The following is a 25,800-nucleotide window of genomic DNA, read 5'->3' as shown; positions in this document are numbered from 1 at the left end:
CAGCATTGAGCTTGTTTTTTTTACACGCAGCCCCCATCTTGGTTTCAAGCTTACTTTTCAACTGTCATAGAGGCGAAATCATGAAGACAACCATCGAATTGCCTCTCCTGCCGTTGCGTGATGTCGTCGTCTATCCGCACATGGTTATCCCGCTGTTCGTGGGGCGCGAGAAGTCTATCGAAGCCCTCGAGGCCGCGATGACGGGCGACAAGCAGATCCTGCTGTTGGCCCAGAGAAATCCTGCCGATGATGATCCTGGCGAAGATGCCCTGTATCGCGTCGGTACCATTGCCACCGTACTGCAACTGCTCAAACTACCCGATGGCACCGTCAAGGTGTTGGTCGAAGGCGAGCAACGCGGTGCGGTCGAGCGCTTCATGGAGGTGGACGGCCACCTGCGCGCCGAAGTGGCGCTGATCGACGAAGTCGAAGCCCCTGAGCGCGAATCCGAAGTCTTTGTCCGCAGCCTGCTCTCGCAGTTCGAGCAGTATGTGCAGCTGGGCAAGAAAGTCCCGGCTGAAGTGCTGTCTTCGCTTAACAGCATCGATGAGCCAAGCCGCCTGGTCGACACCATGGCTGCGCACATGGCACTGAAGATCGAGCAGAAGCAGGACATTCTCGAAATCATCGACCTGCCGGCCCGTGTCGAACACGTGCTGGCGCTGCTGGATGCCGAAATCGACCTGCTGCAGGTTGAGAAGCGCATCCGTGGTCGTGTGAAGAAACAAATGGAGCGCAGCCAGCGCGAGTACTACCTGAATGAGCAGATGAAGGCCATTCAGAAGGAGCTCGGCGACAGCGAGGAAGGCCACAACGAAATCGAAGAGCTGAAAAAGCGCATCGATGCCGCCGGCCTGCCGAAAGACGCGCTGACCAAGGCCAATGCCGAGCTGAACAAGCTCAAGCAAATGTCGCCGATGTCCGCTGAAGCCACTGTGGTTCGCTCCTACATCGACTGGCTGGTGCAAGTGCCGTGGAAGGCCCAGACCAAGGTACGCCTGGACCTGGCGCGCGCCGAGGACATCCTGGATGCCGACCACTACGGCCTCGAAGAAGTCAAAGAGCGCATCCTCGAATACCTCGCCGTGCAAAAGCGCGTGAAGAAGATTCGTGGCCCGGTACTGTGCCTGGTAGGGCCGCCTGGTGTGGGTAAAACCTCCCTGGCCGAGTCCATTGCCAATGCCACCAACCGTAAATTCGTGCGCATGGCCCTCGGTGGCGTGCGTGACGAAGCGGAAATCCGTGGTCATCGCCGTACCTACATCGGTTCGATGCCAGGAAGATTGATTCAAAAGATGACGAAAGTGGGCGTGCGCAACCCGCTGTTCCTGCTCGATGAAATCGACAAGATGGGCAGCGACATGCGCGGCGATCCGGCCTCGGCATTGCTCGAAGTGCTCGACCCCGAGCAGAACCACAATTTCAACGACCATTACCTGGAAGTCGACTACGACCTTTCCGACGTGATGTTCCTGTGCACCTCCAACTCGATGAATATCCCGCCAGCGCTGCTGGACCGGATGGAGGTGATTCGTCTGCCGGGTTACACCGAAGACGAGAAGATCAACATCGCCGTCAAATACCTCGCGCCCAAGCAGATTTCGGCCAACGGCCTGAAGAAGGGCGAGATCGAATTCGAGGTCGAGACGATCCGCGACATCGTTCGTTACTACACCCGCGAGGCAGGTGTGCGCGGCCTTGAGCGCCAGATCGCGAAGATCTGCCGCAAGGCAGTCAAGGAACATGCGCTGGAAAAACGCTTCTCGGTGAAGGTCACGGCCGACTCCCTGGAGCACTTCCTGGGTGTGCGTAAATTCCGCTACGGCCTGGCCGAGCAGCAGGACCAGGTAGGGCAGGTGACTGGCCTGGCGTGGACCCAGGTGGGCGGCGAATTGCTGACCATTGAAGCAGCAGTGATCCCGGGCAAGGGCCAGTTGATCAAGACCGGTTCGCTGGGCGATGTGATGGTCGAATCGATTACCGCCGCGCAGACCGTGGTGCGCAGCCGCGCAAGGAGCCTGGGGATCCCCCTGGACTTCCACGAGAAGCACGACACCCACATCCACATGCCGGAAGGGGCTACGCCCAAAGACGGCCCTAGCGCAGGCGTAGGCATGTGCACGGCCCTGGTGTCGGCATTGACCGGTATTCCGGTGCGCGCCGATGTCGCCATGACCGGGGAAATTACCCTGCGTGGCCAGGTATTGGCTATCGGTGGTTTGAAAGAGAAATTACTCGCTGCGCACCGGGGTGGAATCAAGACCGTGATCATTCCTGAAGAGAATGTTCGCGATCTGAAGGAAATTCCTGACAACATCAAGCAGGATCTTCAGATTAAACCGGTTAAATGGATTGACGAGGTCCTGCAAATTGCGCTGCAATACGCGCCGGAGCCCTTGCCGGATGTGGCTCCGGAGATAGTCGCTAAGGACGAAAAGCGCGAGTCTGATTCCAAGGAAAGAATTAGCACGCATTAATGTGTTGAAGCCTGGGGGCTTCCTTGACAGCTTTTTAGAGCCCTTGTTATAAAGCGGCTCTTAAGTGTCTGTAGGCCATTCAGCACTGGTTTTTGCTTTCACCAAAAAACTTAGAATCATACTCAATAGATATATAAGGGGACTTAGAGTGAACAAGTCGGAACTGATTGATGCTATCGCTGCATCCGCTGATATCCCGAAAGCTGCTGCTGGCCGTGCGCTGGATGCAGTAATCGAATCCGTCACTGGCGCTCTGAAGGCCGGCGACTCCGTAGTACTGGTAGGCTTCGGTACTTTCTCTGTGACTGACCGCCCAGCTCGCACTGGCCGTAACCCACAGACTGGCAAAGCACTGCAAATCGCTGCTGCCAAGAAACCAGGTTTCAAAGCCGGTAAAGCCCTGAAAGAAGCCGTTAACTAAGCTTCGATCAAGCCTTTGCCTACCCGGGTCGGACGCAGGTCTGGCCTGGCAGCGGAGCGGCAGCTGACCCACGTATCCATCGGGTCGCCACGCCGGGGGTGTGGGTTCAAACCCCCGTCCGCTCCGCCAGTTACGAGAAGGCGCATCCTCGGATGCGCCTTTCTTCTATCCGGACTCTACCCACGCTCCACGGTTGCCAATTTTTGAAGTTCAACCGTTTCTGGGGGACGCATGCTGCAAAATATCAGGGACAATTCACAAGGCTGGATTGCCAAGACCATTATCGGGATCATCGTCGCTTTGATGGCGTTCACCGGTATCGAGGCTATTTTTCAGGCTTCGACCAACACCAAGCAGGACGTGGCCAAGGTCAACGGTGAAGAAATCACCCAGACCGAACTGAGCCAGGCTGTCGACATGCAACGTCGCCAGCTGATGCAACAGCTGGGCAAGGATTTCGATGCTTCGCTGCTCGACGAAAAACTGCTGCGCGACGCCGCCCTCAAGGGCCTGATCGATCGCAAGCTGCTGCTGCAAGGCGCGGCTGATTCCAAGTTCGGCTTCTCTGAAGCAGCACTGGACCAGGTCATCCTGCAGACACCGGAATTCCAGGTGGACGGCAAGTTCAGTGCCGAACGCTTTGACCAGGTGATCCGTCAACTGGGCTACAGCCGACTGCAGTTCCGTCAGATGCTGACCCAGGAAATGCTCATCGGCCAGGTTCGTGCAGGCATCGCCGGCAGCGGTTTCGTGACCGACGCCGAGGTGAACGCTTTTGCCCGTCTGGAGAAGCAGACCCGCGATTTCGCCACCGTCAACATCAAGGCCAACCCTGGCGCGGTGAAACTCACCGACGACGAGGTCAAGGCTTACTACGACCAGCACGCCAAGGAGTTCATGACCCCGGACCAGGTGGTCATCGACTATCTGGAGTTGAAGAAGTCGTCCTTCTTCGACCAGGTTGCGGTCAAGGACGAGGAGTTGCAGGCGGCCTATCAGAAAGAAACCGCCAACCTCGCTGAACAGCGTCGTGCGGCGCACATCCTGATTGAAGTCAACGACAAGGTCACCGACGCGCAAGCCAAGGCCAAGATCGAGGAAATCCAGGCGCGCCTGGCCAAGGGCGAGTCGTTCGAAGCCCTGGCCAAGGAGTACTCCCAGGATCCAGGTTCGGCCAACAATGGCGGCGACCTCGGCTTTGCCGGCCCTGGCGTCTACGACCCGGACTTCGAAACCGCCTTGTACGCGTTGAACAAGGACCAGGTCTCGGCGCCGGTGCGCAGCACCTTCGGTTGGCACTTGATCAAGTTGTTGGGCGTTGAAGCACCGCAAGTGCCGACGTTCGCCAGCCTGAAGGACAAGCTGACCCGCGAGCTCAAGACCCAGCAGGTCGAGCAGCGTTTTGTCGAAGCGACCAAGCAGTTGGAAGATGCGGCATTCGAAGCCTCTGACCTGGCCCAGCCAGCGTCCGACCTGAAGCTGACTGTGCACACCTCCGCGCCGTTTGGCCGTGAAGGTGGCGAAGGCGTTGCGGCCAACCGTGCCGTGGTCACCGCTGCGTTCAGCCCGGAAGTCCTGGATGAAGGTGCCAACAGCAGCGCCATCGAACTCGACCCGGAAACCATCATCGTGCTGCGTGCCAAGGAGCACCGCAAACCTGCGCAACTGCCGCTGGAAAGCGTTGCTGCGCCGATCCGTGCACAGATGATCAAGGAGCGCGCCAGCGCCGCTGCCAAGACGCATGCCGACGAGTTGATCGCCAGCCTGCGTGATGGCAAGACCCCGCTGAACCAACCGATCGATGGTCAGGCCTGGAAAGTCACTGAAGCGGCTACCCGTAGCCAGGAAGCGATTGACCCGGCCGTGCTGCAAGCCCTGTTCCGCATGCCCAAGCCTGCGGCCAAGGACAAGCCGACCTTTACCACCGTGACCCTGGCTGACGGTAGCCTGGTGATCGTGCGCTTGAACGGCGTCAATGAAGCCGCAGCCCCATCGGAAGAAGAAAAAGCGCAATACCGCCGCTTCCTCGCTTCCCGTGTCGGCCAGCAGGACTTCGCGGCGTACCGCAAGCAGTTGGAAACCAAGGCCGACATCAAGAAGTACTGATGGCGGTTTGAATAAGAAAGCCCCCGGCCAGCGATGACCGGGGGCTTTTTTTTGTGCGCTAGACTGGGGGGTCGCAATCGTCGAGCAAGGAGGTTCACGCGTGTTGATTCAGGAACAGGAGGGCTGGGTGATCCGTCGCGCCACTGAGGCGGATGTTCCTGCGGTGCTGCAGGTGTTTGACGAGGTGATTGAGTGGTTCGCACGCCTGGGCAATAACCATCAATGGGGCACTGAGCCCTGGTCGGCCTCGCCCCGTCGAGTCGCGCAAGTGTCGCAAGCCTGCGCACTGCCGGGTGCCTGGGTGGTAGAGGCCCCGACGGGGCAGATCCTGGCTGCACTGGTGCTGGGCGAGCCGATGCCTTATGTGCCAGCGGCGACCGAGCCGGAGGTGTATGTGCGATTGTTGATCGCCGCGCGCGACCCCCGTGTACGCGGCCTGGGGCGGCGCCTGTTGGCATTCGCCGATGACCAGGCGCGCGCAGCCGGTATCACGCGCCTGCGGGTGGACTGCTACGCCGGCGGCACAGGCGACCTGGTGGGTTTTTATGAGTCGTGCGGCTATACGCGAATCTCAACCTTCAACCTGGAGGGTTGGCCGGGCCAGTTGCTGGGGCGCCGCCTGTAAGGCGCCGGCCAGGGCCAGCAGCATCAGCAGTACCACCGCCCAGGCAAAGGCCGAGACGCCCCAGCCCTGCAGCAATACGCCGCCGGCCAGGCCGCCGCCGGCTATGCCGAGGTTCCACACGGTCACCAGCATCGATTGCGCAGCGTCCGCCGACGCTCCCGCTGACTTGGCGAGTGCGGTCTGCAGCAAGGCCGGCAGTCCGCCGAACGCCAGGCCCCATAAGGCCACTGCGATATAGATGACGGCGGGGACGTTGATCCAGAACGCCAGGGCCACGGCGATCAGGCCAAACAGCGCACAACTGATCAGCAGCAGTGTGCGCAACCACTGGTCAATCAGCACTCCAGCCAGCCAGATGCTCAGCAATGCCGCCAAACCAAACACCAGCAGCACGCGGTCGACGTCGGCGGTAATCCCGGCCGGCACCAACAGTGGGGCGATGTAGGTGTAGAGAATGTTGTGGGCCAGTACGTAGGTAAAGGTCACCCACAGCACCGGACGAATGCCGGGTAACCTGAGTACCTGGCGCAGGCCCAGGCGCTGCTGTGCGGGTTGGCCGGCAAAGTCCGGAAGCTGCCAGCGCGCCCACACCAGCAACACCAGCGTCAGCCCGGTCATGATCGCAAAACTCAGGCGCCAGCCGACTAGCGTGCCGAGCAGGGTACCGGCCGGTACGCCCAGGGACAGGGCCAATGGTGCGCCCAGCATCGCGATCGCGATGGCCCGGCCTTGCAGGTGCGGGGCAACCATCCGGCTGGCATAACCGGCCAGCAGTGCCCAGAGCAGCCCTGCGAAGACCCCGGCAAAAAAACGCGCTACCAGCGTCAGTCCGTAATGGCTGGACAGCGCGGTCACGCTGTTGACCAGGGCAAAGCCACCGATGGCAATCAGCAGCAATGGCCGTCGCCGCCAGCCGCGGGTCAGCAGCGTGAGCGGGATGGCCGCCAGCAACGAGCCCAAGGCGTAGAGCGTGACCAATTGGCCGACCAGCGCGGGCGACACGCCGAGGCCTTCGCCCATCTGCGGCAGGAGCCCGGCGGGCATGGCTTCGGTGAGGATGGTGATAAAACCGGCCGAGGCCAATGCGAGCAAACCGCCGAGCGGCAGTGCGTCACGCTGGGTAACGGGTGGGGAATCGGTGAGTGCGGTCATCAAACTCTATCCATGCAAAAGGGCAAGGCAGCAGAGTAGGGGGCTGTGCACGTCGGAAAAACAGGCTAAGGTTCCGAACTTATCGGACTCAGGCGTCCGCAATCAAAAAGGGCATGATCATGGACAGCTTGGGCAGCCTCTCGGTTTTCGTGCAGGTGGCGGAAACGCGCAGTTTCACCGCCGCCGGTCGCGTGCTGGGGGTGTCCTCTTCAGCAGTGGGCAAAAGCATTGCACGCATGGAGGAACGCCTCGGCGTGCGGCTGTTTCATCGCAGCACCCGCAGTATCACCTTGACCAGCGAAGGCTCGCTGTTTCTGGAGCGATCACGGCGCATTCTTGCCGAGGTGGAGGCCGCCGAGCGCGAGCTGACCGAGGCCAGCGCAACGCCGCGCGGCAAGCTGCGCATCAGCGTGCCGCAAGTGCGGGGCCTGTTGATGCCGGTGCTCAGCGACTTCATGCGCGCCTATCCGGACATCGAGCTGGATGTGGATTTTTCCGACCGCATGGTGGACGTGATCGAGGAAGGGTTCGATGCGGTGATTCGCACCGGCAAGCCGGAAGATTCGCGCTTGATGGCGCGTCACCTGGGGTATTACCAATTGGTGCTGGTGGGCACCCCGGCTTACTTCCAGCAGCATGGCACGCCGCTGCAGCCCCACCACCTGAGCGAACATGCCTGCCTGCGCCACAAGTTCTGCGCCACCGGTAAACTCGAGCACTGGCCGCTGCGCCTTGCGCCGGGCACTGCGGAGCCGACCTTGCGTACACCGTTGGTCAGCACCACCATCGAGTCGCTCAACCATGTGGTGCACGAGGGCCTGGGCATAGCCTGCCTGCCGGACTACATGGTCAACCAGGCCGTGGCGCAGGGACGCCTGCAACGGGTGCTGGATGACTACCTCGAACACCGGGGCAGTTTCTGGATGCTATGGCCATCAAGTCGCCATGCCTCGGCAAAATTACGCGTGTTTATTGATCATATGTGCGCCGGGCTTTTTCCCACGGCAGCTGTCGTGTAGGCCTGTGACGTTTTACCGACAGGAATGCGCGCGCCAAGCACGCGTTCTGTTGCACAATACCGCCCGGACTGTTTTCCTCAGGATTTTCAATGTCGACATCATTTCACTTGCGTAGCCTCGGGTTGGCGCTGGTGTTGGCGGGCGCCGCGGGCTGCTCGTCACCCAAGACCGCTATTTATGAACATGAGAATTTCGACGACTCCGGTACGTTTTCCCGGGATTATCCGGTCACCGATGTCGCGGCTTGCGAAGCCGCACGCCGGGCCTTGCTGAGCCAGGGCTACATCATCACCAGCAACGATCCGAAACTGGTGGTCGGTAACAAGAGCTTCCAGCAGACCGGCGAGACCCATCTGCAGATCAGCTTCAACGTGGTGTGCGCCGATGATGGCAAAGGCAACAACCACTCGACGATGTTCGCCAATGCCTTGCAGGATCGCTATGCGCTGAAGAAGGTCAACAACTCCGCGAGCCTGGGTGTGGGAGTGTTGGGGTCGGTGTCGATGCCAATCGGCTCCACCGATGACTCGATGGTCAAGGTCGCGAGCGAGACAGTCTCTGCGCCGAAGTTCTACGACCGTTACTTTGCGCTGGTGGACGTGTTCCTGCCGCAGGAAGTGAAGAAGGCCGAGCATATTCCCGAGAAGCCCAAGGCTGACCTCGGTGTGCCGGAACCCAAGACACCGCCAGCCGCCGAAAAGGTCGAGGCGCCGAAGGAAGAACCGGCTGTGCCAGCGGCCTCTGAGCCGGTGGTGCCGGCTCCCGAGGCTGCACCGATTGCGCCGCAGGCCGAACCTGCACCCGCAGCGACTACCCCCGACCTGCCGCCGCCGACAGAGGCGATTCCTCCTCTGCCGACGCCCGCGCAGTAACTCAGATAGCTACGGGATCGACCTTGTCGACGTTGATCCCGTAGCGTTTGATCGCTTCACTGACCTTGTCCCGACCGATCACGCCGTCATCCGCCAGCGCCTTGAGGGCCGCCAGCGCGATGAAGTGCCGGTCCACCTCGAAGAATGCGCGCAACGTTTCCCGGGTGTCCGATTGTCCGAAGCCATCGGTGCCCAGCGCGACAAAGCGTCGAGCGGGAACGAACGGGCGGATCTGATCGGCGAACAGCTTCATGTAGTCCGTTGCGACCACCACGGGGCCCGTGTGCGCTTGCAGGCATTGCTCGACGTAACTCACGCGCGGCTCACTGTCCGGATGCAGCAGGTTCCAGCGTTCAACCGCGTGCCCGTCACGGCGCAATTCGGTGAGGCTGGTCACGCTCCACACCGCGCTCTGCACGCCGAAATCCTCGGCGAGCAGGGCGGCGGCGGCGATGACCTCGCGCAGGATCGAACCACTGCCCATCAGTTGCACCTGGGCTTTGGGGCCACCGCTGAGGCGGTACATGCCTTTTAGAATGCCGTCTTCCACTCCGTCCGGCATCGCCGGGTGCGGGTAGTTTTCGTTGAGCAGGGTGATGTAGTAGTAAATGTCCTCCTGTTCGACGTACATGCGCCGCATGCCTTCGCGAATAATCACCGCCAGCTCGTAGGCAAAGGTCGGGTCGTAGGACACGCAGCACGGAATCACCGAGGACAGGATGTGGCTGTGGCCATCGTCATGCTGCAAGCCTTCACCCATCAGCGTGGTGCGCCCGGCCGTGGCGCCAAGCAGGAAGCCGCGTGCCCGTGCATCGCCGGCAGCCCACGCCAGGTCACCGACGCGCTGGAAGCCGAACATCGAATAGAAAATATAGAACGGCACGGTCATCAGGCCGTGGTTGCTGTAGGACGTACTCGCCGCGATCCATGAGGAAATGGCGCCGGATTCATTCAGGCCTTCCTGCATGATCTGTCCGTCCTTGCTCTCCTTGTAGTAGCTCAGTTGCCCGGCGTCCTGTGGGGTGTAGAGCTGGCCGACGGCCGAGTGGATGCCGATCTGGCGGAACAGGCTTTCCATGCCAAAGGTGCGTGACTCGTCCGGCACGATGGGCACGACCAGCTTGCCCAGGTGCGGGTCCTTGAGCAGGGTGCCGAGGATGCGCACGAAGGCCATGGTGGTCGAGATCGCGCGGTCACCGGTGTCCTTGAGCTGGGTGGCGAAGGCGCTCAGTTCGGGGATCTGCAACGCTTGGACCGCAGCGTGCCGCGCTGGCACGTAGCCGCCCAACGCCTGGCGCCGTGCCGCGAAGTAGCGTGCTTCCTCGCTGTCGGCGGCCGGCTTGAGGTAGGGGATTGCGTCGAGTTGATCGTCAGCCACTTCCAGGTCGAAACGGTCGCGGAAAGCCTTGACGGCGTCGGCGCCCATTTTTTTCAGCTGGTGGTTGATGTTCTGGCCTTCGCCGGCTTCGCCCATGCCGAAGCCCTTGACGGTTTTCGCCAGGATCACCGTCGGGCGTCCCGTGTGGCGAACGGCTGCCGCATAAGCGTTGTAGACCTTGTCCGGGTCATGGCCGCCGCGTGAGAGTTTCCAGATTTCGTCGTCGGACATATCCGCAACCAGTGCGAGCAACTCCGGGTATTTGCCGAAGAAGTGTTCGCGCACGTAGGCACCGTTCTGCGACTTGTAGTTCTGATAGTCGCCGTCCACGCATTCCATCATGCGTTGGCGCAGCAGGCCGCTCTGGTCTTTTTCCAGCAGCGCGTCCCAGCCGCCGCCCCAGATCACCTTGATCACGTTCCAGCCGGCGGCGCGGTACAGGCTTTCGAACTCCTGGATCACCTTGGCATTGCCACGCACGGGGCCGTCGAGGCGCTGCAGGTTGCAATTGACCACGAAGATCAGGTTGTCGAGTTTCTCGCGACCGGCCAGGGAGATGGCGGCCAGGGATTCCGGTTGGTCCATTTCGCCATCACCGAGGAATGCCCACACCTTGCGGCCCTGGTGCTGCTTGAGGCCGCGCAGTTCCAGGTAGCGCATGAAGCGCGCCTGGTAGGCCGAAGTGATCGGCCCAAGGCCCATGGACACGGTGGGGAATTGCCAGAAGTCCGGCATCAGCCGCGGGTGAGGGTAGGACGAAATACCGTCGCCACCGGCCTCGCGGCGGAAATTGTCCAGCTGGGCTTCGCTGATACGGCCTTCGAGGTAAGCGCGCCCGTAGATGCCCGGTGAGGAATGGCCCTGGATATACACGAGGTCGCCGTCGAAGGTGTCGGTACGGCCACGGAAGAAGTGGTCAAAGCCTACGTCGTACAGCACGGCGGCTGACGCATAGGTTGCTATATGCCCACCCACACCTGAGTGTTTGCCTGCACGCAACACCATGGCCATAGCGTTCCAGCGGATAAACGCGTTGGTGCGTCGCTCAATGGCGAGGTTGCCGGGGTAGGGCAACTGGCGGTCCACCGGGATGGTGTTGACGTAGGGCGTGGTGACGCGCCCGTAGAAGTCGCCATGCCGCGCCACGTCGAAATCCAGCAATTGATCGATCAGGTAGTGGGCGCGCGGGCGGCCTTCGGTGGACAGCACCGATTCGATGGACTCCAGCCACTCGCGGGTTTCCTGTGGATCGTCATCGCGGCGGACTGCGTTGTTCGGGGTCATGGGAGGCTCCAGGGTAGGCGGATTTCAAGTGTCGGTCTCCTTGTGGGAGTGCCGTCAAAAGTAATTGCAATTGCAACTACATGACCGAATCTAGCGCGGGATGAGCTACTATTGCAACCTTCTTGAAATTCCTCGGATGGTGTTGCATGTCGTCGAAAGAGCCTGATGTCTGGTTCCGTTTTGTCAGGGCCCACAGGACGGTCATCCGTGAAATCGAGCGCCGCCTGGCCGCGGCCGACTTGCCGCCCTATGCCTGGTACGACGCGCTGTGGGGCCTGGAAAGCGGCCCCGACGGTACCCGCCGCATGCACGAATTGGCCGACGTGCTGGCCATCGAGCGCTACAACCTCACTCGCCTGGTGGACCGCCTGGAAAAGGACGGCCTGGTGCTGCGTTCGCGCTCCGACGGTGATGGCCGCGCGGCGTTTGCCTCGATCACCGACGCCGGCCGGGTGCTGCGCAAAAAAATGTGGACGATCTACGAAAGCACGGTGGACGAGTTATTCCTGTCGCAGATCGAGCCGGAACAGCGCCAGGCCTTCGCCGACGCACTGGAACGCACTGCCGGGCTGGCGATGGACGCGGGCGTCCAGACCCGCAGTCGCCGCAAAACCTGACGCCCCACGAAGAAACCGTGTAGGTGCCGGCCTGCCGTCAAGCGCATTTCAATGCATAGCGATTCATCGCGGCCTGTACGTGCAGCGCGTCGATCCGCCCTTCATCCGCCAACGCCCTGAGCGCCGATACCACGATCCAATACTGACTCGGCGCCTCCGCCTGCACCGACCCCGCGCCCAACGCCACGAAGCGTGCATCCACATGCGCCCTTAACTGATCGACAATCGCTTGCGGATAGCCGGTGACGGCAACCACCGGCGCGCGACTTCCCGCCAGGCAGTCACGCAAGTGACAGCTGCGTTTGGGCGCGCCCGGATGCAGACGATTCCAGCGTTCAGCGGCCGCTGCCTCGCGGGCCAGGCGTGTGTAGCTGGGGCAACTCCAGAGCTGTGCGCTGATGTTCCAGTCCTGCTCCAGCAGGCGCGCCGCCTGCACCACCGCTTCCAATGCATGGCCCGCACCGAGCAGACGCACATCCGCGCCTTCACGCCGGATCGGGTACATGCCCTTGAGCGCATCCTCACGCGCCTGCTCCGCCATCGGCACCGCGCTTTCATGGTCGTGCAGGGCCAGGTAATAGAACCCCGGCTGGCCGTCGACGTACAACGCGCGCAAACCCGCCAGCACAATCGCCCGCGCTTCGTCGCCCGAGGCCGGGTCATATGGGGTGCAGCGCGGGTTGGTGGCCAGCCACAACGGCAGCGAAGGTTGCGCGCCCCGGGGCCAGGGCGAGGGCTGGTTCTCGATGTCGTTGCACAAGATACCGCGCTGCGCGGTCTCGTCCGACAGCGCACTCAGCTGCGCCGATGACATGGCGCTGTGCAGGTACAACAGCGGCTTTTCCCCGGTGTTGCGCGCGAACCAACTCGGCCAATTACTGACGCGTCGGGAGCGCGACTGGCCACGGATCACCCAGGCCTGGCGACTCAATTCCAGGGTGTTGGCCATGGTCATCACGGCATACAGCGGTGAGCTGCGCGCATGTTCGGTCGTGGTCAGCGCGTTGATGCACAGCTGCGCGGCGTTTGCGGTAGAGGCGGGCATGGGGGCAAGGCTCCTGGCAACAGAGGCTCGTACCCTACTGGAAATATGATTGCATTTGCAATGATTGCAATCGCACCTCAACAGCGAGGTGCTAAATCAGCCCGACGCTGCTACGTTTAATCTGCACGTGCAGGAACGTCATCGCATCGACTTTTTTTCGTCATCACGGCACTTTAGGCTGGCAGTGCAGGTCATTTATCTGCAGCCGCTTTTCAATCAAACAAGGAGTCCACGATGGACGATTACCAGGAAGAACTGCTCGAGTACCACGCGATTGAGTTGGACCCGCTGGAACCCGCAGACGATGCAACAGAGCTGTAAGACCGACTTCAGGCGGAATGCCGCTGACTGCGGCGAAATTCCCCTGGGGTCTGGTTGTTCCACCGCCTGAAGGCGCGTTGAAACGCCTGGGCCGAGGCAAAGCCGAGCAAGTAGGCGATTTCGCCGAATGCCAGTTCCGTATCGCGAATGTAGGTCATGGCCAAATCGCGACGGGTATCGTTGAGAATCGCGCGAAACTGAGTGCCTTCTTCGGCCAGTTTGCGGCGCAGCGTCCAGGTTGGCAGCTTCAAGCGTGCCGCCACTTCTTCCAGGTCGGGTTCCCGGCCGCCATTGAGCATCGGCCCGAGCAAACGGGTAATGCGCTCGCGCAGGCTGCGGGTGCGGGTCAACTGCTCCAGTTCGCGTTCACACAATTGCAGCAACAGTTGCCAGGTACTCGGGCAGTGCTGTGGATTGCGCAGCGCCAGGGTCGGTTGGCTCAAGCGCAGTTGATTGACCTCGGCCCCAAACTGGATCGGACTGTCGCCCAGCATGCTGTATTGCTCGCTGTAGTCGGGCGCTTCGAATTCGATCTCGACCTTTTGCGCCTGCACCGGTTGCTGGGCCAGGCCCGACAATTGGTGCAGCCAGCCGGCGATGATCGAGTCCACCACAAAGCGGTTATAGGCGTTGTACGGGCTGATGGAATAGAAGCGCAGCCAGGCGCCCTCGGCGTCTTCGTGAAAGCTCGATTGCCCGCGATAGTTGGAGCCGTACAACGCCTCGAAGCGTGTCAGCGTGCGGGCGGCCTCGCGCACGTTGGGCGCCTGGGCGGCGGTGACTCCGGCCAGCCCGGCCTGGCTCAGGCGGCTGAGCTGGCCCATGCGCAGGCCCAGGGCGGGGTCGCCGGTGAGCTGGATGGCCGCGTGGCCCAGGCGCATGTAGCGTGGAATCGACAAGCGTGCGCCGGCCTCGGCGAGACGCGCCGGGTCCAGGCCGTATTGCAGCAGCAGCGGCTGGGGGTCGAGGCCGTGACTGTGGATGGCGTCTGCCAGGGTGTGCACGAAGCCCACCGACAGATCCCCCAGCCGGACCGGTTTCACAGCCAGATATTCAACAGGCGTGCGCCACGGGCCTCGCCGTCGGCGTTGATCTGCCCGTTGTTGCTGAGAAAGCTGTGGCCGGCGGTGCCCAGGTCCCAGAACTGCCCGCGCAGGAATACGCTCATGCCGGCCGTGGCGTGGCTGACGGGCGACTGGCTGATCAGCGTGAGGCGACGCCACGCCTCACCTTCGCTGAGCTCTTCGGGCTTGAGGCTGATTTCGGTCGGCGTCGACACGCTTTTGAAGCCGCGCCATGGGCGATCCCAGGTATCGCGGCCGAGCACAAAGGCGGGCACCGCGATCAGTTGCGCGCCTTGCTCGTTGAGCTTGCGGTAGTTGTCCGGGTACCAGCTGTCACTGCCGACCAGCACCCCGAGGCGGCCGGCCGGGGTGTCGACCACGCTGACGACGTTTTCGTCACCCGGTTGGATAAAACCGCGTTCATCGTAGATCGGGTAGAGCTGGCGCTGCGGATCGCCAAGCGGCAAGCCGTCAGCATTGAAGACCACGCTGGCGTTATAGAGCGCCCCCGAGCCGATTTGCAGTTGTCCCTGGCTGACACTGGGGTTGGGCAGGGTGATGGAGCCGGCCACCAGGGTCACGCCAAATTCCTTGGCCAGGCCGCCGAACAGCAACTGATAGTCGCGTGCCATGCCCTTGGCCTTCATGCGCAGGTAGGCGTCGTCGGTGCGGCTGTCGCCGGTGGCGCTGATCCAGGCGCGCAGGAACAGCACGGGGTTGCTGACGGACAGCCAGTTCATCGCATCCTTCACGTGCAGGGCCTGGTACACCTCGTTCTTTTCGCCGGTGAGCATCAGCCACGTGCCGATGTGTTCCGGCAGCACCACAATGGTCTTGTCGTTGATCAGCCCCTGGTCACGGGCTTTTTGCAGGTAGGCCGCGAGCTTCAGGTGCAGGCGTTCCAGGCTCTGGTAGTCGGCGGGAAACAGCTCAGGCTGGATGCCCAGCAAGTTGCCGCGGTCGGCAGGCAGGCCTTCATTGACGGCGAGCGTGATGCGCAGGTCCGATAGGTAATGCGCCACGGGGCGCTCCTGGGTCCAGACCAGATACGCGGCGATGGCGGCAACCAGGGCCATGGTGACGGTAAAAGCTAGAAGTTTACGCATGGGGCAACAGACAACAGACCGAGTGCGGGGTTCGCCGACTAGGGTAGGGCCCATGCACCCGCTTGCCAAGGGGCACTGTGCATTTGGATCAATAACTTGTCAGTTTCAGTCATTGAGCACCGGCGGGCGGGCTCTTAGTCTGTGGGACATAAACCGATGGCACACCGTTCGAGTGCGCCACGTCCCGTGATGATCCGTTGTGGAGCTGTACCATGACCGCTGCTGCCTACCCGCACCTGCTGGCCCCGTTGGACCTGGGTTTTACCACCTTGCGCAACCGCACCCTGATGGGGTCGATGCACACCGGCCTGGAAGAAAAGCCCGGCGGCTTCGAACGCATGGCCGCTTATTTTGCCGAGCGTGCGCGTGGAGGCGTGGGCCTGATGGTCACCGGCGGCATTGGCCCGAACGATGAAGGTGGGGTGTATGCCGGCGCGGCCAAGCTGACCACCGACGAAGAGGCGCAGAAGCACAAGATCGTGACGAAGGCCGTGCACGAGGCGGGTGGCAAGATCTGCATGCAGATCCTCCACGCCGGCCGTTATGCCTACAGTCCCAAGCAGGTGGCGCCGAGCGCGATCCAGGCGCCGATCAACCCGTTCAAGCCCAAGGAGCTGGACGAGGAGGGCATCGAGAAGCAGATCCAGGATTTTGTCACCTGCTCGCTGCTGGCCCAGGTTGCCGAGTACGACGGCGTGGAAATCATGGGGTCCGAAGGCTACTTCATCAACCAGTTCCTCGCCGCGCACACCAACCAGCGTACCGACCGTTGGGGCGGCAGCTACGAAAACCGCATGCGCCTGGCGGTGGAGATTGTGCGCCGCGTGCGGGAAGCCGTCGGCCCGAACTTCATTATTATCTTCCGCCTGTCGATGCTCGACCTGGTTGAAGGCGGCAGCACCTGGGAAGAAATCGTGCAGTTGGCCAAGGCCATCGAACAGGCCGGTGCGAGCATTATCAACACCGGTATCGGCTGGCACGAAGCGCGTATCCCGACTATCGCCACCAAGGTGCCGCGTGGCGCGTTCAGCAAAGTCACCGCCAAGCTGCGTGGCGTGGTGCAGATTCCGCTGATCACCACCAACCGTATCAACACGCCGGAGATTGCCGAGCAGATCCTTGCTGAGGGCGATGCCGACATGGTCTCGATGGCGCGGCCGTTCCTGGCCGATCCGGAGTTCGTCAACAAGGCCGCCGCCGGGCGCGCGGACGAAATCAACACCTGCATCGGCTGCAACCAGGCCTGCCTGGACCACACCTTTGGCGGCAAGCTGACCACCTGCCTGGTCAACCCGCGCGCCTGCTACGAAACCGAGCTGAACTACCTGCCGGTCAAGCAGATCAAGAAGATCGCCGTGGTCGGCGCCGGTCCTGCAGGCCTGGCGGCAGCCACCGTGGCGGCCGAGCGCGGCCATCAGGTGACATTGTTCGACTCGGCCAGCGAGATCGGCGGCCAGTTCAATATCGCCAAGCGCGTGCCCGGCAAGGAAGAGTTCTTCGAAACCCTGCGCTACTTCAAGCGCAAATTGCAGACCACCCACGTCGAGCTGTGCCTCAACACCCGCGTGGATGTCGCGCAACTGGCGGCGGGCGGTTATGACGAGATCATCCTCGCTACTGGCATCGCGCCGCGCACGCCGGCGATCCCCGGCATCGACAATGCCAAGGTGTTGAGCTACCTGGACGTGATCCTCGAGCGCAAGCCGGTCGGCAAGCGCGTGGCGGTGATCGGCGCCGGCGGTATCGGTTTCGATGTGTCGGAATTCCTCGTGCACCAGGGCGTGTCCACCAGCCTGGACCGCGAAGCATTCTGGAAGGAGTGGGGCATCGACACCCAGTTGCAGGCGCGTGGCGGTGTGGCCGGTATCAAGCCGCAACCGCATGCCCCGGCACGTGAAGTGTTCCTGCTGCAGCGCAAGACCTCCAAAGTCGGCGATGGCCTCGGCAAGACCACCGGCTGGATCCACCGTACTGGCCTGAAGAACAAGCAGGTGCAGATGCTCAACAGCGTCGAGTACCTGAAGATCGATGACCAGGGCCTGCATATCCGCATCGGTGCCGAGGGCGAGCCGCAGGTGCTGGCGGTGGACAATATCGTCATCTGCGCCGGGCAAGACCCGCTGCGTGAACTGCAGGACGGCCTGGTTGCGGCCGGCCAGAACGTGCACCTGATCGGTGGCGCCGACGTGGCGGCCGAGCTGGATGCCAAGCGCGCCATCAACCAGGGCTCGCGCCTCGCCGCCGAGCTGTAAGACGACGAAAGGGGCGGTGGTAGACTACCGCCCCTTTTTGCATGCAGACCCTCCACGATGGGCCCCTTCGATTGGCTTCCCTACGCTCCGCTTGAACCTGTGCAGCTCGATTGGCTGGACGGCGTCGAGCTGGCCGTGCTGCGCCTGGACCGCATCGACCCGCTGATCAGCGGCAACAAGTGGTTCAAGCTCACCGAGCACCTCGCGCAAGGTCGGGCTGCTGGCGCCAGTGGGATCATCAGCCTGGGTGGCGCGCATTCCAACCATCTGCATGCGCTGGCGGCGGCGGGCAAGCGCTTTGGCTTTGCCACCGTCGGCCTGCTGCGTGGCCATGCGCAAGACACCCCCTCCGTCCTCGACCTCAACGCCTTCGGCATGCAGTTGCACTGGCTGGGCTATGGCGGCTATCGCGCGCGGCATGCGCCGGATTTCTGGGGGCCGTGGCGCGAGCAGTATCCACACCTGCACCCGGTGCCCGAAGGTGGCGGTGGCTTGGCGGGGGCGTTGGGCTGTGCGGTACTGGTGGAGCAGGTGCGCGCGCAATTGAGCGACATCGGCTGGGCGGATTATGACGGCTGGTGGCTGGCAGCGGGCACTGGTACCACGCTGGCGGGACTGGTGCTGGCGGAGGCGGGCGCGCATCCGGTGTATGGCGCGCTGGCGGTGCCCGATGACCACGGGGTGGCGCAGCAGGTACAGGCGCTGGTGCAGCACGGTTATCAATTGCTGCAGGCCAGCCGGGGCGGCTTTGCCAAGGTTGATCCGGAGTTGCTGGCCTTTATCGACGCCACCGAGCACGCCTGTGGCCTGCCGCTGGAGCCGCTCTACACCGGCAAGGCGTTGCTGGCGCTGAAGCAGCAGATTGAAGCCCGCCGCTTCGTCTGCGGTACGCGCCTGATCTTTGTCCACACCGGCGGCTTGCAAGGCCGCCGGGGTTTCCCATCGTTGAGCTCAGGGCATCCGCGAGTGTGATCCAGCAGTCGATGGCGTTACTGAATGCTCCCTCGCTTGCCGGGCATCATGCGCAACGCCGTGTTGTCACGCAGGATGTAATGATGAGCGATCCCCGCCAGCGCATGCAGCCCGATCAGCCAGTAGCCGATCTTGCCGAACAGCACGTGCCAGCTTTCAATCTCCTTGGCCAACCCTTTGTTTTCGGCAATCAGCGGCGGCAACTCGATGCCGTAGAACATCACCGAATGGCCTTCGGCACTGACGATCAACCAACCGGCAATCGGCATACCGATCATCAAGGCATACAGCGCCATATGCATCAGGGTGGCAAGCAGGGTTTGCCATTGCGGCGGCGCCGGCACGATTTTCGGCGCCACCCCCAGGCTGCGCGCAAACAGGCGTAGCCACACCAGCACAAACACGGTGAGGCCGAACATGAAGTGCATCTCGACGATCAGCGTCCGCGCGCCGCTGCCTTTGGGAAACTGGCCGCGCAGCTCAATGCAGGCGTAGACCACCGCCAGCAGCACCACCATCAACCAGTGCAACGCGATCGACATGGTGCTGTAACGCGTATCGGAATTTTTCCACGGCATCGCTGTGTTCCTCACTCATCAGGGCAAACCGGTGGCGAGGGAGCAAACTCCCTCGCCACCGGTACAGTTTCATCACTGGACAACATTGCGTTCTTGGGTGACGCAGTGACTTAACTGTATGCCGGTTTTGAGCGCTTTGCCTGGCGCGATTGCCGTTGTCTTGACCTCGATCAGTGGCTTTGCGGCATTTCACCGCGGGCCAGGCGCTGGTTGATGTCGGTGATCACTGCCGGCAGCTCGTTGATCGTGTCGATCAGGTAGTGCGGGCGCGAGCCTTTGAACATTGCCTCGATGCGCTTGCGTTCGCTGGCCAGCGTGGCGGCGTCGAGTGCGCGGAACTGCTCGTAGGTCAGGCCCAGCGCGTTGCCGGAGCAGGTCAGGGCCACCGTCCACATGCCGGCGCGACGGCCTTCGAGGATGCCGGGCACGGTGTCGTCGACCTTCACGCAGGCGGCGACATCATCAATGCCCAGGGCGATCACGTTGGCCAGGGCCTGGGCCGGCCATGGGCGGCCGTTGGGCACTTCGTCGGTGGCCACCACGTGGTCGGCGATGTAGCCGTTGGTGGCGGCGAGGGCGACGACCTTGTCCATCACTTGCTTGGGGTAACCGGAGCAGGAACCGATCTTGATACCTTGCACACGCAGCCGTGCGATCGTGTCGAGGGCACCGGGGATCAGCGCCGAGTGTTCGGCGATCTTCTCGATCTGCAGCGGCATGAAGCGCTGGTAGATGGCGGTCACGTCGTCATCGGTGGGCGTGCGGCCGAAGGCCTTGCGGTAGCGTTCGGCAACTTGCGGCTGGTCGCAGAGGGTGCGGATGTGGTCCCACTTGCCCATGCCCATCGGGCCACGGGCTTCTTCGATGGAGACTTGCACATCGAACTCGGCAAAGGCCTCGACGAAAATCTGCGTGGGCGCGAAGGAGCCGAAATCGACCACGGTGCCGGCCCAATCGAGGATCACGGCCTGCAGGGTGTTGGGGTTCTGATAGTTCATACACAAATCCTGTAGAAGCTGGCTTGCCAGCGATGAACGAAAATGAGGGGTTACAGAAGAACTGCGTCGCCGGTGATCGCCGACAAGCCGGCTCCTGCAGGTTCGAGCACATGCATGTCTTGCAGTGTTTGCGCGATCGCCGTGACCGCTGCCTGCATGCCTGTCGCATCGACGTGGCCGATGCAGCCCACGCGGAAGGTTTCGACCTGGGTCAATTTGCCCGGGTACAGAATGAAACCCTTGGCCTTGACCCGCTCGTAGAAGTCCTTGAACTGGTAGCGCGCATCTTGCGGGGCGTGGAAGGTGACGATGATCGGCGCCTGGATCTCGGCCGGCAGGAAGCTGCGCAGGCCGAGTGCGGCCATGCCGTCGAGCAGCGCCTGGCAGTTGTCGGCGTAGCGTTGATGGCGCGCGGGCAGGCCGCCTTCTTCGGCGTATTGCAGCAGCGCTTCATGCAGCGCCGCGACCACGTGCGTCGGCGGGGTAAAGCGCCATTGGCCGGTCTTGACCATGTAGCTGTGCTGGTCGAACAGGTCCATCGCCAGGGAGTGGCAGTTGCCCTGGGCGGCGGCGAGGGCCTGTTTTTCGGCGAAGACGAACCCCATGCCCGGCACGCCTTCCAGGCATTTGCCCGAGGCGGCGATCAGCGCATCGAACGGCACTTCACGGGCATCGATCGGCAGCGCGCCGAAGGAACTCATGGCGTCGATGATCAGGCGCTTGCCGTGGTCCTTGACCACTTGGGCGATCTCCGGCAACGGGTTGAGAATGCCGGTGCTGGTTTCGCAGTGGATCAACGCTACATGGGTGATGGCCGTGTCGGCGCGCAGCAGGCGGTCGACGTCGGCGGCGGTGGTGGGCTGGTCTTCGGCGGTTTCAAAGGTGCTGAAGTCGCGGCCGAGTACTTCGCAGATTTTTGCCAGGCGCTTGCCGTAGGCGCCGTTGATCAGCACCAGGACCTTGCCGTTACGCGGCACCAGGGTGCCGATGGCGGCTTCGACGGCGAAGGTGCCGCTGCCTTGCAGGGGCACGCAATGGTGGCTGTCGGTGCCGTGAAGGATCGCCAGCAGTTGCGAGCAGACGCTGGCAGTGAGGGCATTGAAACGGTCATCCCAGGACCCCCAATCCACCATCATCGCCTGACGCGTGCGGTTCGATGTGGTCAAGGGGCCAGGGGTCAGCAGGATCGGCTCGGCAGTGGTCATCTCAAGTCCTCGCAAGGCATCGGGGTTGAATCTACGGGGCCTAAATTGCAGTTTGGCTTGTCATCAATCAAATTGTTTGTTGTTATGCGAGCTATCAGTGAGGCCGATAGCTATGAACCTGTTCCAACTGCGCGCATTCGATGCCGTGGCCCGCGAGGGCAGTTTTACCCGTGCGGCGGCGCGGCTGTTCATCAGCCAACCGGCGGTGACCGGGCATATCAAGGCCCTGGAAGAGCATTACCAGATCCCGCTGCTGCGCCGCACCGCACGCCGCGTGGAGCTGACCGAGGAGGGCGCGCGCCTGGCCGCGATCACCCGTGCGATCTTCGGCCTGGTCGACGAAGCGCAGACGATGCTGGAGGCCAACCGGCAGTTGCTCACCGGGCGCCTGGAGGTGGCAGCGGACGGCCCGCACCTGGTCATGCCGATGATCGCCAGCCTGCGTGCGCGCTACCCCGGGATAACCGTCAACCTGCGCCTGGGCAACGCCCAGGAAACCCTGGCGGCACTGTTGTCCGAGCATGCGGATGTGGCGGTACTCACCGAGGTCGAGCCGCGCAGCGGCCTGCACCTGCAACCCTTGAGCGAGTCGCGGATCTGCGCCCTGGTGCCGGCCAGCCACCCGTGGGCGCAGCAGTCCAGGGGGATTCGCCTGGAGCAACTCGACGAGGTGATCATGGTGTTGCGCGAGCCCAGTTCCATCACCCGCCGCACCTTCGACGCGGCGTGCGCGGCGTCGGGGGTGCAGCCCAAGGTGCTGCTGGAACTCGACAGCCGTGAGGCGGTGACCGAAGCCGTCGCTGCCGAGCTGGGCGTCGGCGTGGTCTCATCGATGGAAGTCAGCCCGGACCCGCGGGTGCAGGCCGTGGCAATCCAGGGCGAGGGGCTGCGCAACCGGCACATGCTCGGCTGCATGGAGCGGCGCCGCGCATTGCGCTTGATTCAGGCGTTTTTCGAGTTGGCACCCGGCTGAAGGCTGTCGCGCACGATCTGCAGGAACGTCGCTACCACCCGCCGCGAACTTTGCTCCTTGAGGCACACCAGGGTTTCCTTCATGCGCTGGCTGCAGTCGCGGATAGGCATGGCGTACACCCGCGAGTCGGCGCCGAACTCCGCCGCCGAGACCACCCCCACGCCAATCCCCACCACCACCGCCTCACGCGCAGCCTCACGGCCTTCGACCTGGATCGCCGGACGAATGCGCAGGCCGGCCTGGCTCATTTCCTGCTCCAGCGTCTGCCGGGTGACCGAACCGATTTCGCGCAGCACCAGCGGCGTTTCATCCAGGTCGGCCAGGCAGATCGACTCACGCCCGGCCCAGGGATGATTGCGCGCGACGAAGGCGAGCAGCTGGTCGTCGGGCAACGGCAGTGACAGCAGGCGCTCATCGTCGACATCGCGGCCAAGCAAGGCCAGGTCGGCCTGGTAGTTGTACAGGCGAAACAGCGATTCGTCGGTGTTGCCGGTTTCGATCTTGACGCTGATGCCCGGGTACAGCTGGCAAAACCGTGCGATCTGCGGCAGCACGTGCACCGGGGCATCCACGGCGAGGGTGAGAGTGCCGGTGAGCAGCGCGCGTGAGTCCTGCAGCAACTCCTCGGCTTCGGCCTCGATCACAAACAGGCGCTGGGTGATGGCCAGCAGGCGCTCGCCCAGATCGGTCAGGCGCACCGAGCGCTTGTTGCGGTGAAACAACAGCACGCCGAAGCGTTCTTCGAGTTTGCGCACCTGGTCGGAAATCGCCGGCTGGGTCAGAAACAGGCGTTCGGCGGCCTGGGTGAAACTGCCGTGTACGGCCACCGCATGGAAGGCCTTGAGCTGGGCGTGGGACACCGACATCGCCGATCCTCTTACAAGCTGGGCTTATATTTGAAATACGATAAATCGATTTTACCTATTAGTCAGCCATTGCTTTGATACGCCTCAACCGCCGTAGGTTGAGTCCTACAACCACGGCGGCCATGGGACCTGGGACACAGGCCTCATCTGACCAATGCCGCCGTGTCCACGGCCCGGCATTGCAGTGCTCAACCATAAAAAGAACAGGCATTTGCTTCTCGATTCTGCCGGCACACTCACCTGAGGTCAGAACCACCATGAATATCCCAATGGGTAGCATCAAGCGTTGGCGCGTGCAGATTTTCGCCATCACCTGGCTGGCGTACGCGGCGTTCTATTTCACTCGCAAAGCGTTTTCCGTGGCCAAGCTGGGGATCGTCGATGACCCGAGTTTCCCCCTCGATAAAATGATGATGGCCAACCTGGATGGCATTTACCTGGCGGCCTATGCGGTCGGGCAGTTCACCTGGGGCATGTTGGCCGACCGCTTCGGACCGCGGGTGGTAGTGCTCGGCGGCTTGCTGATTTCCGCTGCCGCCGCGCTGGTGATGGGCACCTTTGCGACCTTGCCGATCTTTGTCACCTGCATGCTGGTCCAGGGGCTGGCGCAGTCCACCGGCTGGTCGGGGCTGTGCAAGAACCTTGGCAGTTTCTTCCCGGCGCAGCAGCGTGGGCGGGTGCTCGGGCTGTGGAGTTCGTGCTACGCGTTCGGCGGCCTGGTGGCCTCGCCCTTTGCCGGGTGGTGGGCCTACACGTTGATCGGCACGTGGCACGCGGCGTTTATCTCGAGTGCGGCGGTGGTGGGGGTGGTGGCGCTGTTGTTCTTCATCTTCCAGCGCAACACGCCCGAGGATGTCGGCTTGCCGGCAGTCGAACCCGAGCCGGTGATGACCGCCGAGGAAAGGGCGGCCGCAAAACGCATCAGCGTGTTGGAGCCACTGCGCGCGATTCTGCGCAACCGCACGGTGCTGACCTTGGGCCTGGCGTATTTTCTGCTGAAACCGGCGCGTTACGCGATCCTGTTGTGGGGCCCGGTGATCGTCTACGAACAGATGCCCTCGGTGGGCAAGGTCGGTGCGGCGATTGTGCCGACCGCGTTTGAACTGGCCGGGTTGCTTGGACCGATTCTGATCGGGCTGGCGTCCGACAAGCTCTTCGGCGCGCGGCGCATGCCCGCCTGTGTGCTCAGCCTGCTGGCGCTGACCGTGGCCCTCGCGTTGTTCATGGGCGCGCTGCACACCGGCAGTGTGATGCTGGTGATGGCCTTGCTGTTTGTCATGGGCCTGACCCTGTACGGGCCAGACTCGATGATCAGCAGCACTGCCGCCATCGACTTCGGCACCGCCAAGGCCGGCGCCACGGCGGCAGGCTTTGTCAACGGTTGCGGCTCGGTGGGCGCGGTGCTCGGCGGCTTGCTGCCGGGTTACTTCGACACGGTCACGGTGTTCATCGTGTTTGCCGGCGCGGCGCTGTTTTCTTCGCTGGTGTTGATGCCCTATTGGAACGCCAGGCCGGCGGTGCTGGCCGAGGTCGGCGATTTTGTGCCGGACCGCAACGTCGCGATCAAACCCTTGCGCACCTGACAGGCTGGCCGGTTTTTTGGTGGATTAGAGTGTTTTTGCCCTATAAACTCTGCCCCCAAAGCGCCGGCCAGTAGACGTTTCGGCGCGATGGACGAAAAGAGAGTGAGTCATGGGCGCACAGTGGAAAGTCAAACATAAAGAAGCGGCAGCCAATGCCAAGGGCAAAATCTTCGGCAAGCTGGTGAAAGAAATCACCATCGCCGCCCGCAACGGCGCCGACACCGCGACCAACGCCCACCTGCGTCTGGTGGTGGAGCAGGCCAAAAAAGCCTCGATGCCCAAGGAAACCCTGGACCGCGCCATCAAGAAGGGCGCCGGTCTGCTCGGCGAAACCGTGCAGTACCACCGCGTGACCTACGAAGGGTTTGCCCCGCACCAGGTGCCGTTGATCGTCGAGTGCGTGACCGACAACATCAACCGTACCGTGGCGGAAATCCGCGTGGCCTTCCGCAAGGGGCAACTGGGGGCTTCCGGCTCCGTGGCCTGGGACTTCAACCACGTCGGCCTGATCGAAGCTTCGCCGGACAGCCCTGACGCTGACCCGGAAATGGCCGCGATTGAAGCCGGCGCACAGGATTTCGAAGACGGCGAGGAAGAGGGCACCACCCTGTTCATCACCGAGACCACCGACCTCGACGCCGTGCAGAAAGCGCTGCCGGAGCAGGGCTTCACCGTGTTGTCGGCCAAGCTGGGCTATATCTCCAAGAACCCGGTGACGGGTTTGAGCGATGAGCAGATGGCTGAAGTCGAAGCCTTCCTCGAAGGCCTGGACAACCATGACGACGTGCAGGATATGTTCGTCGGCCTGGCGGGCTGATACAGCGTGTTGAACCCCTCCCTGTAGGAGTCCGGCTTGCCGGCAATGGCCTGTTTGAGATGGCCATCG

At 62.5% G+C, this 25,800-nt stretch carries 21 protein-coding genes; 12 read left to right on the top strand and 9 right to left on the bottom strand.

The genetic code is table 11. The annotated features are described in order from the left end of the window. Positions 1 to 80 precede the first annotated feature (80 nt). From lon to BBG20_RS05875, 4 genes are all read left to right on the top strand, one after another. Positions 81 to 2,477 (top strand): endopeptidase La, encoded by a 2,397-nt coding sequence (lon, locus tag BBG20_RS05890; RefSeq protein WP_065901165.1) that lies wholly within the window; start codon positions 81 to 83, stop codon positions 2,475 to 2,477. Between the two features lie 148 nt (positions 2,478 to 2,625). After that, the gene (locus BBG20_RS31630; RefSeq protein WP_003174819.1) at positions 2,626 to 2,898 is read left to right on the top strand and encodes an HU family DNA-binding protein; all 273 of its coding nucleotides are present in this window, start codon (positions 2,626 to 2,628) and stop codon (positions 2,896 to 2,898) included. Between the two features lie 231 nt (positions 2,899 to 3,129). Next, complete coding sequence (locus tag BBG20_RS05880) at positions 3,130 to 5,004, top strand: SurA N-terminal domain-containing protein (protein WP_065901161.1); 1,875 nt, start codon at positions 3,130 to 3,132, stop codon at positions 5,002 to 5,004. A 100-nt stretch (positions 5,005 to 5,104) separates the two neighbouring features. After that, a complete protein-coding gene (locus BBG20_RS05875) occupies positions 5,105 to 5,629 on the top strand; it encodes a GNAT family N-acetyltransferase (RefSeq protein ID WP_065901158.1) in 525 nt (174 codons plus the stop codon). Here BBG20_RS05875 and BBG20_RS05870 read toward each other — a convergent pair. After that, on the bottom strand, positions 5,576 to 6,781 hold the full coding sequence (locus tag BBG20_RS05870; protein ID WP_065901154.1) for an MFS transporter: 1,206 nt from the start codon (positions 6,779 to 6,781) through the stop codon (positions 5,576 to 5,578). The genes BBG20_RS05875 and BBG20_RS05870 overlap by 54 nt on opposite strands. 119 nt (positions 6,782 to 6,900) lie before the next feature. On the opposite strand from BBG20_RS05870, the gene BBG20_RS05865 reads away from it, so the two are divergent. Next, complete coding sequence (locus BBG20_RS05865) at positions 6,901 to 7,800, top strand: LysR family transcriptional regulator (RefSeq protein WP_065901213.1); 900 nt, start codon at positions 6,901 to 6,903, stop codon at positions 7,798 to 7,800. Between the two features lie 89 nt (positions 7,801 to 7,889). Then, on the top strand, positions 7,890 to 8,672 hold the full coding sequence (locus tag BBG20_RS05860; protein ID WP_065901151.1) for a DUF2242 domain-containing protein: 783 nt from the start codon (positions 7,890 to 7,892) through the stop codon (positions 8,670 to 8,672). 1 nt (position 8,673) lies between these two features. Here the strand turns inward: BBG20_RS05860 and aceE are convergent, their stop codons facing one another. Further along, a complete protein-coding gene (gene aceE / locus BBG20_RS05855; protein WP_065901150.1) occupies positions 8,674 to 11,334 on the bottom strand; it encodes a pyruvate dehydrogenase (acetyl-transferring), homodimeric type in 2,661 nt (886 codons plus the stop codon). 146 nt (positions 11,335 to 11,480) lie between these two features. Between aceE and BBG20_RS05850 the strand changes: the two genes are divergently transcribed. Further along, positions 11,481 to 11,951, top strand: coding sequence for a MarR family winged helix-turn-helix transcriptional regulator (locus tag BBG20_RS05850; protein WP_065901148.1), 471 nt, complete (start codon positions 11,481 to 11,483; stop codon positions 11,949 to 11,951). A gap of 37 nt (positions 11,952 to 11,988) precedes the next feature. On the opposite strand, the gene BBG20_RS05845 is transcribed toward BBG20_RS05850, so the two are convergent. The 3 genes from BBG20_RS05845 to BBG20_RS05835 all read right to left on the bottom strand — a co-directional run bounded on the left by BBG20_RS05845 (position 11,989) and on the right by BBG20_RS05835 (position 15,487). Next, entirely contained in the window at positions 11,989 to 12,996 is a 1,008-nt protein-coding gene (locus BBG20_RS05845) for a transketolase-like TK C-terminal-containing protein (protein WP_065901147.1), read from the bottom strand. 329 nt (positions 12,997 to 13,325) lie between these two features. Continuing rightward, the gene (locus tag BBG20_RS05840; protein WP_065901145.1) at positions 13,326 to 14,360 is read right to left on the bottom strand and encodes an AraC family transcriptional regulator; all 1,035 of its coding nucleotides are present in this window, start codon (positions 14,358 to 14,360) and stop codon (positions 13,326 to 13,328) included. Further along, positions 14,357 to 15,487 carry a carbon-nitrogen hydrolase family protein gene (locus BBG20_RS05835; RefSeq protein WP_065901143.1) on the bottom strand — a complete coding sequence of 377 codons (1,131 nt, stop codon included), beginning with the start codon at positions 15,485 to 15,487 and terminating at the stop codon, positions 14,357 to 14,359. Before BBG20_RS05835 ends, BBG20_RS05840 begins: the two co-directional genes overlap by 4 nt. A gap of 212 nt (positions 15,488 to 15,699) precedes the next feature. Here BBG20_RS05835 and BBG20_RS05830 point away from each other — a divergent pair, with 212 nt between their 5' ends. Then, entirely contained in the window at positions 15,700 to 17,739 is a 2,040-nt protein-coding gene (locus tag BBG20_RS05830; protein WP_065901142.1) for an NADPH-dependent 2,4-dienoyl-CoA reductase, read from the top strand. A gap of 57 nt (positions 17,740 to 17,796) precedes the next feature. Further along, on the top strand, positions 17,797 to 18,711 hold the full coding sequence (locus BBG20_RS05825; protein WP_065901141.1) for a 1-aminocyclopropane-1-carboxylate deaminase/D-cysteine desulfhydrase: 915 nt from the start codon (positions 17,797 to 17,799) through the stop codon (positions 18,709 to 18,711). Between the two features lie 17 nt (positions 18,712 to 18,728). Here BBG20_RS05825 and BBG20_RS05820 read toward each other — a convergent pair whose 3' ends face one another. The 3 genes from BBG20_RS05820 to BBG20_RS05810 all read right to left on the bottom strand — a co-directional run bounded on the left by BBG20_RS05820 (position 18,729) and on the right by BBG20_RS05810 (position 21,492). Then, complete coding sequence (locus tag BBG20_RS05820) at positions 18,729 to 19,289, bottom strand: cytochrome b (protein WP_065901140.1); 561 nt, start codon at positions 19,287 to 19,289, stop codon at positions 18,729 to 18,731. Between the two features lie 170 nt (positions 19,290 to 19,459). Then, on the bottom strand, positions 19,460 to 20,287 hold the full coding sequence (gene phnX / locus BBG20_RS05815) for a phosphonoacetaldehyde hydrolase (protein ID WP_065901139.1): 828 nt from the start codon (positions 20,285 to 20,287) through the stop codon (positions 19,460 to 19,462). A gap of 50 nt (positions 20,288 to 20,337) precedes the next feature. Beyond that, positions 20,338 to 21,492 (bottom strand): 2-aminoethylphosphonate--pyruvate transaminase, encoded by a 1,155-nt coding sequence (locus BBG20_RS05810; protein WP_065901137.1) that lies wholly within the window; start codon positions 21,490 to 21,492, stop codon positions 20,338 to 20,340. Positions 21,493 to 21,604: 112 nt separating this feature from the next. Here BBG20_RS05810 and BBG20_RS05805 point away from each other — a divergent pair, with 112 nt between their 5' ends. Further along, positions 21,605 to 22,465 carry a LysR substrate-binding domain-containing protein gene (locus tag BBG20_RS05805; RefSeq protein ID WP_065901135.1) on the top strand — a complete coding sequence of 287 codons (861 nt, stop codon included), beginning with the start codon at positions 21,605 to 21,607 and terminating at the stop codon, positions 22,463 to 22,465. Here BBG20_RS05805 and BBG20_RS05800 read toward each other — a convergent pair. Continuing rightward, positions 22,435 to 23,331: a LysR substrate-binding domain-containing protein gene (locus BBG20_RS05800; protein ID WP_065901132.1), complete on the bottom strand. Its 897-nt coding sequence runs from the start codon at positions 23,329 to 23,331 to the stop codon at positions 22,435 to 22,437. The two genes, BBG20_RS05805 and BBG20_RS05800, sit on opposite strands and share 31 nt — an antisense overlap. A 257-nt stretch (positions 23,332 to 23,588) precedes the next feature. Here BBG20_RS05800 and BBG20_RS05795 point away from each other — a divergent pair, with 257 nt between their 5' ends. Beyond that, complete coding sequence (locus BBG20_RS05795) at positions 23,589 to 24,914, top strand: MFS transporter (protein ID WP_065901131.1); 1,326 nt, start codon at positions 23,589 to 23,591, stop codon at positions 24,912 to 24,914. 109 nt (positions 24,915 to 25,023) lie between these two features. Next, positions 25,024 to 25,731, top strand: a complete 708-nt coding sequence (locus BBG20_RS05790) for a YebC/PmpR family DNA-binding transcriptional regulator (RefSeq protein ID WP_065901129.1) — start codon at positions 25,024 to 25,026, stop codon at positions 25,729 to 25,731. The last annotated feature ends 69 nt before the right edge of the window (positions 25,732 to 25,800 follow it).

The sequence above is a fragment of the Pseudomonas aylmerensis genome (assembly GCF_001702265.1).
Classification (GTDB): Bacteria; Pseudomonadota; Gammaproteobacteria; order Pseudomonadales; family Pseudomonadaceae; genus Aquipseudomonas; species Aquipseudomonas aylmerensis.
Note: the sequence above shows the minus strand (reverse complement) of the source record. Positions and strands in the feature narration are given on the sequence as shown.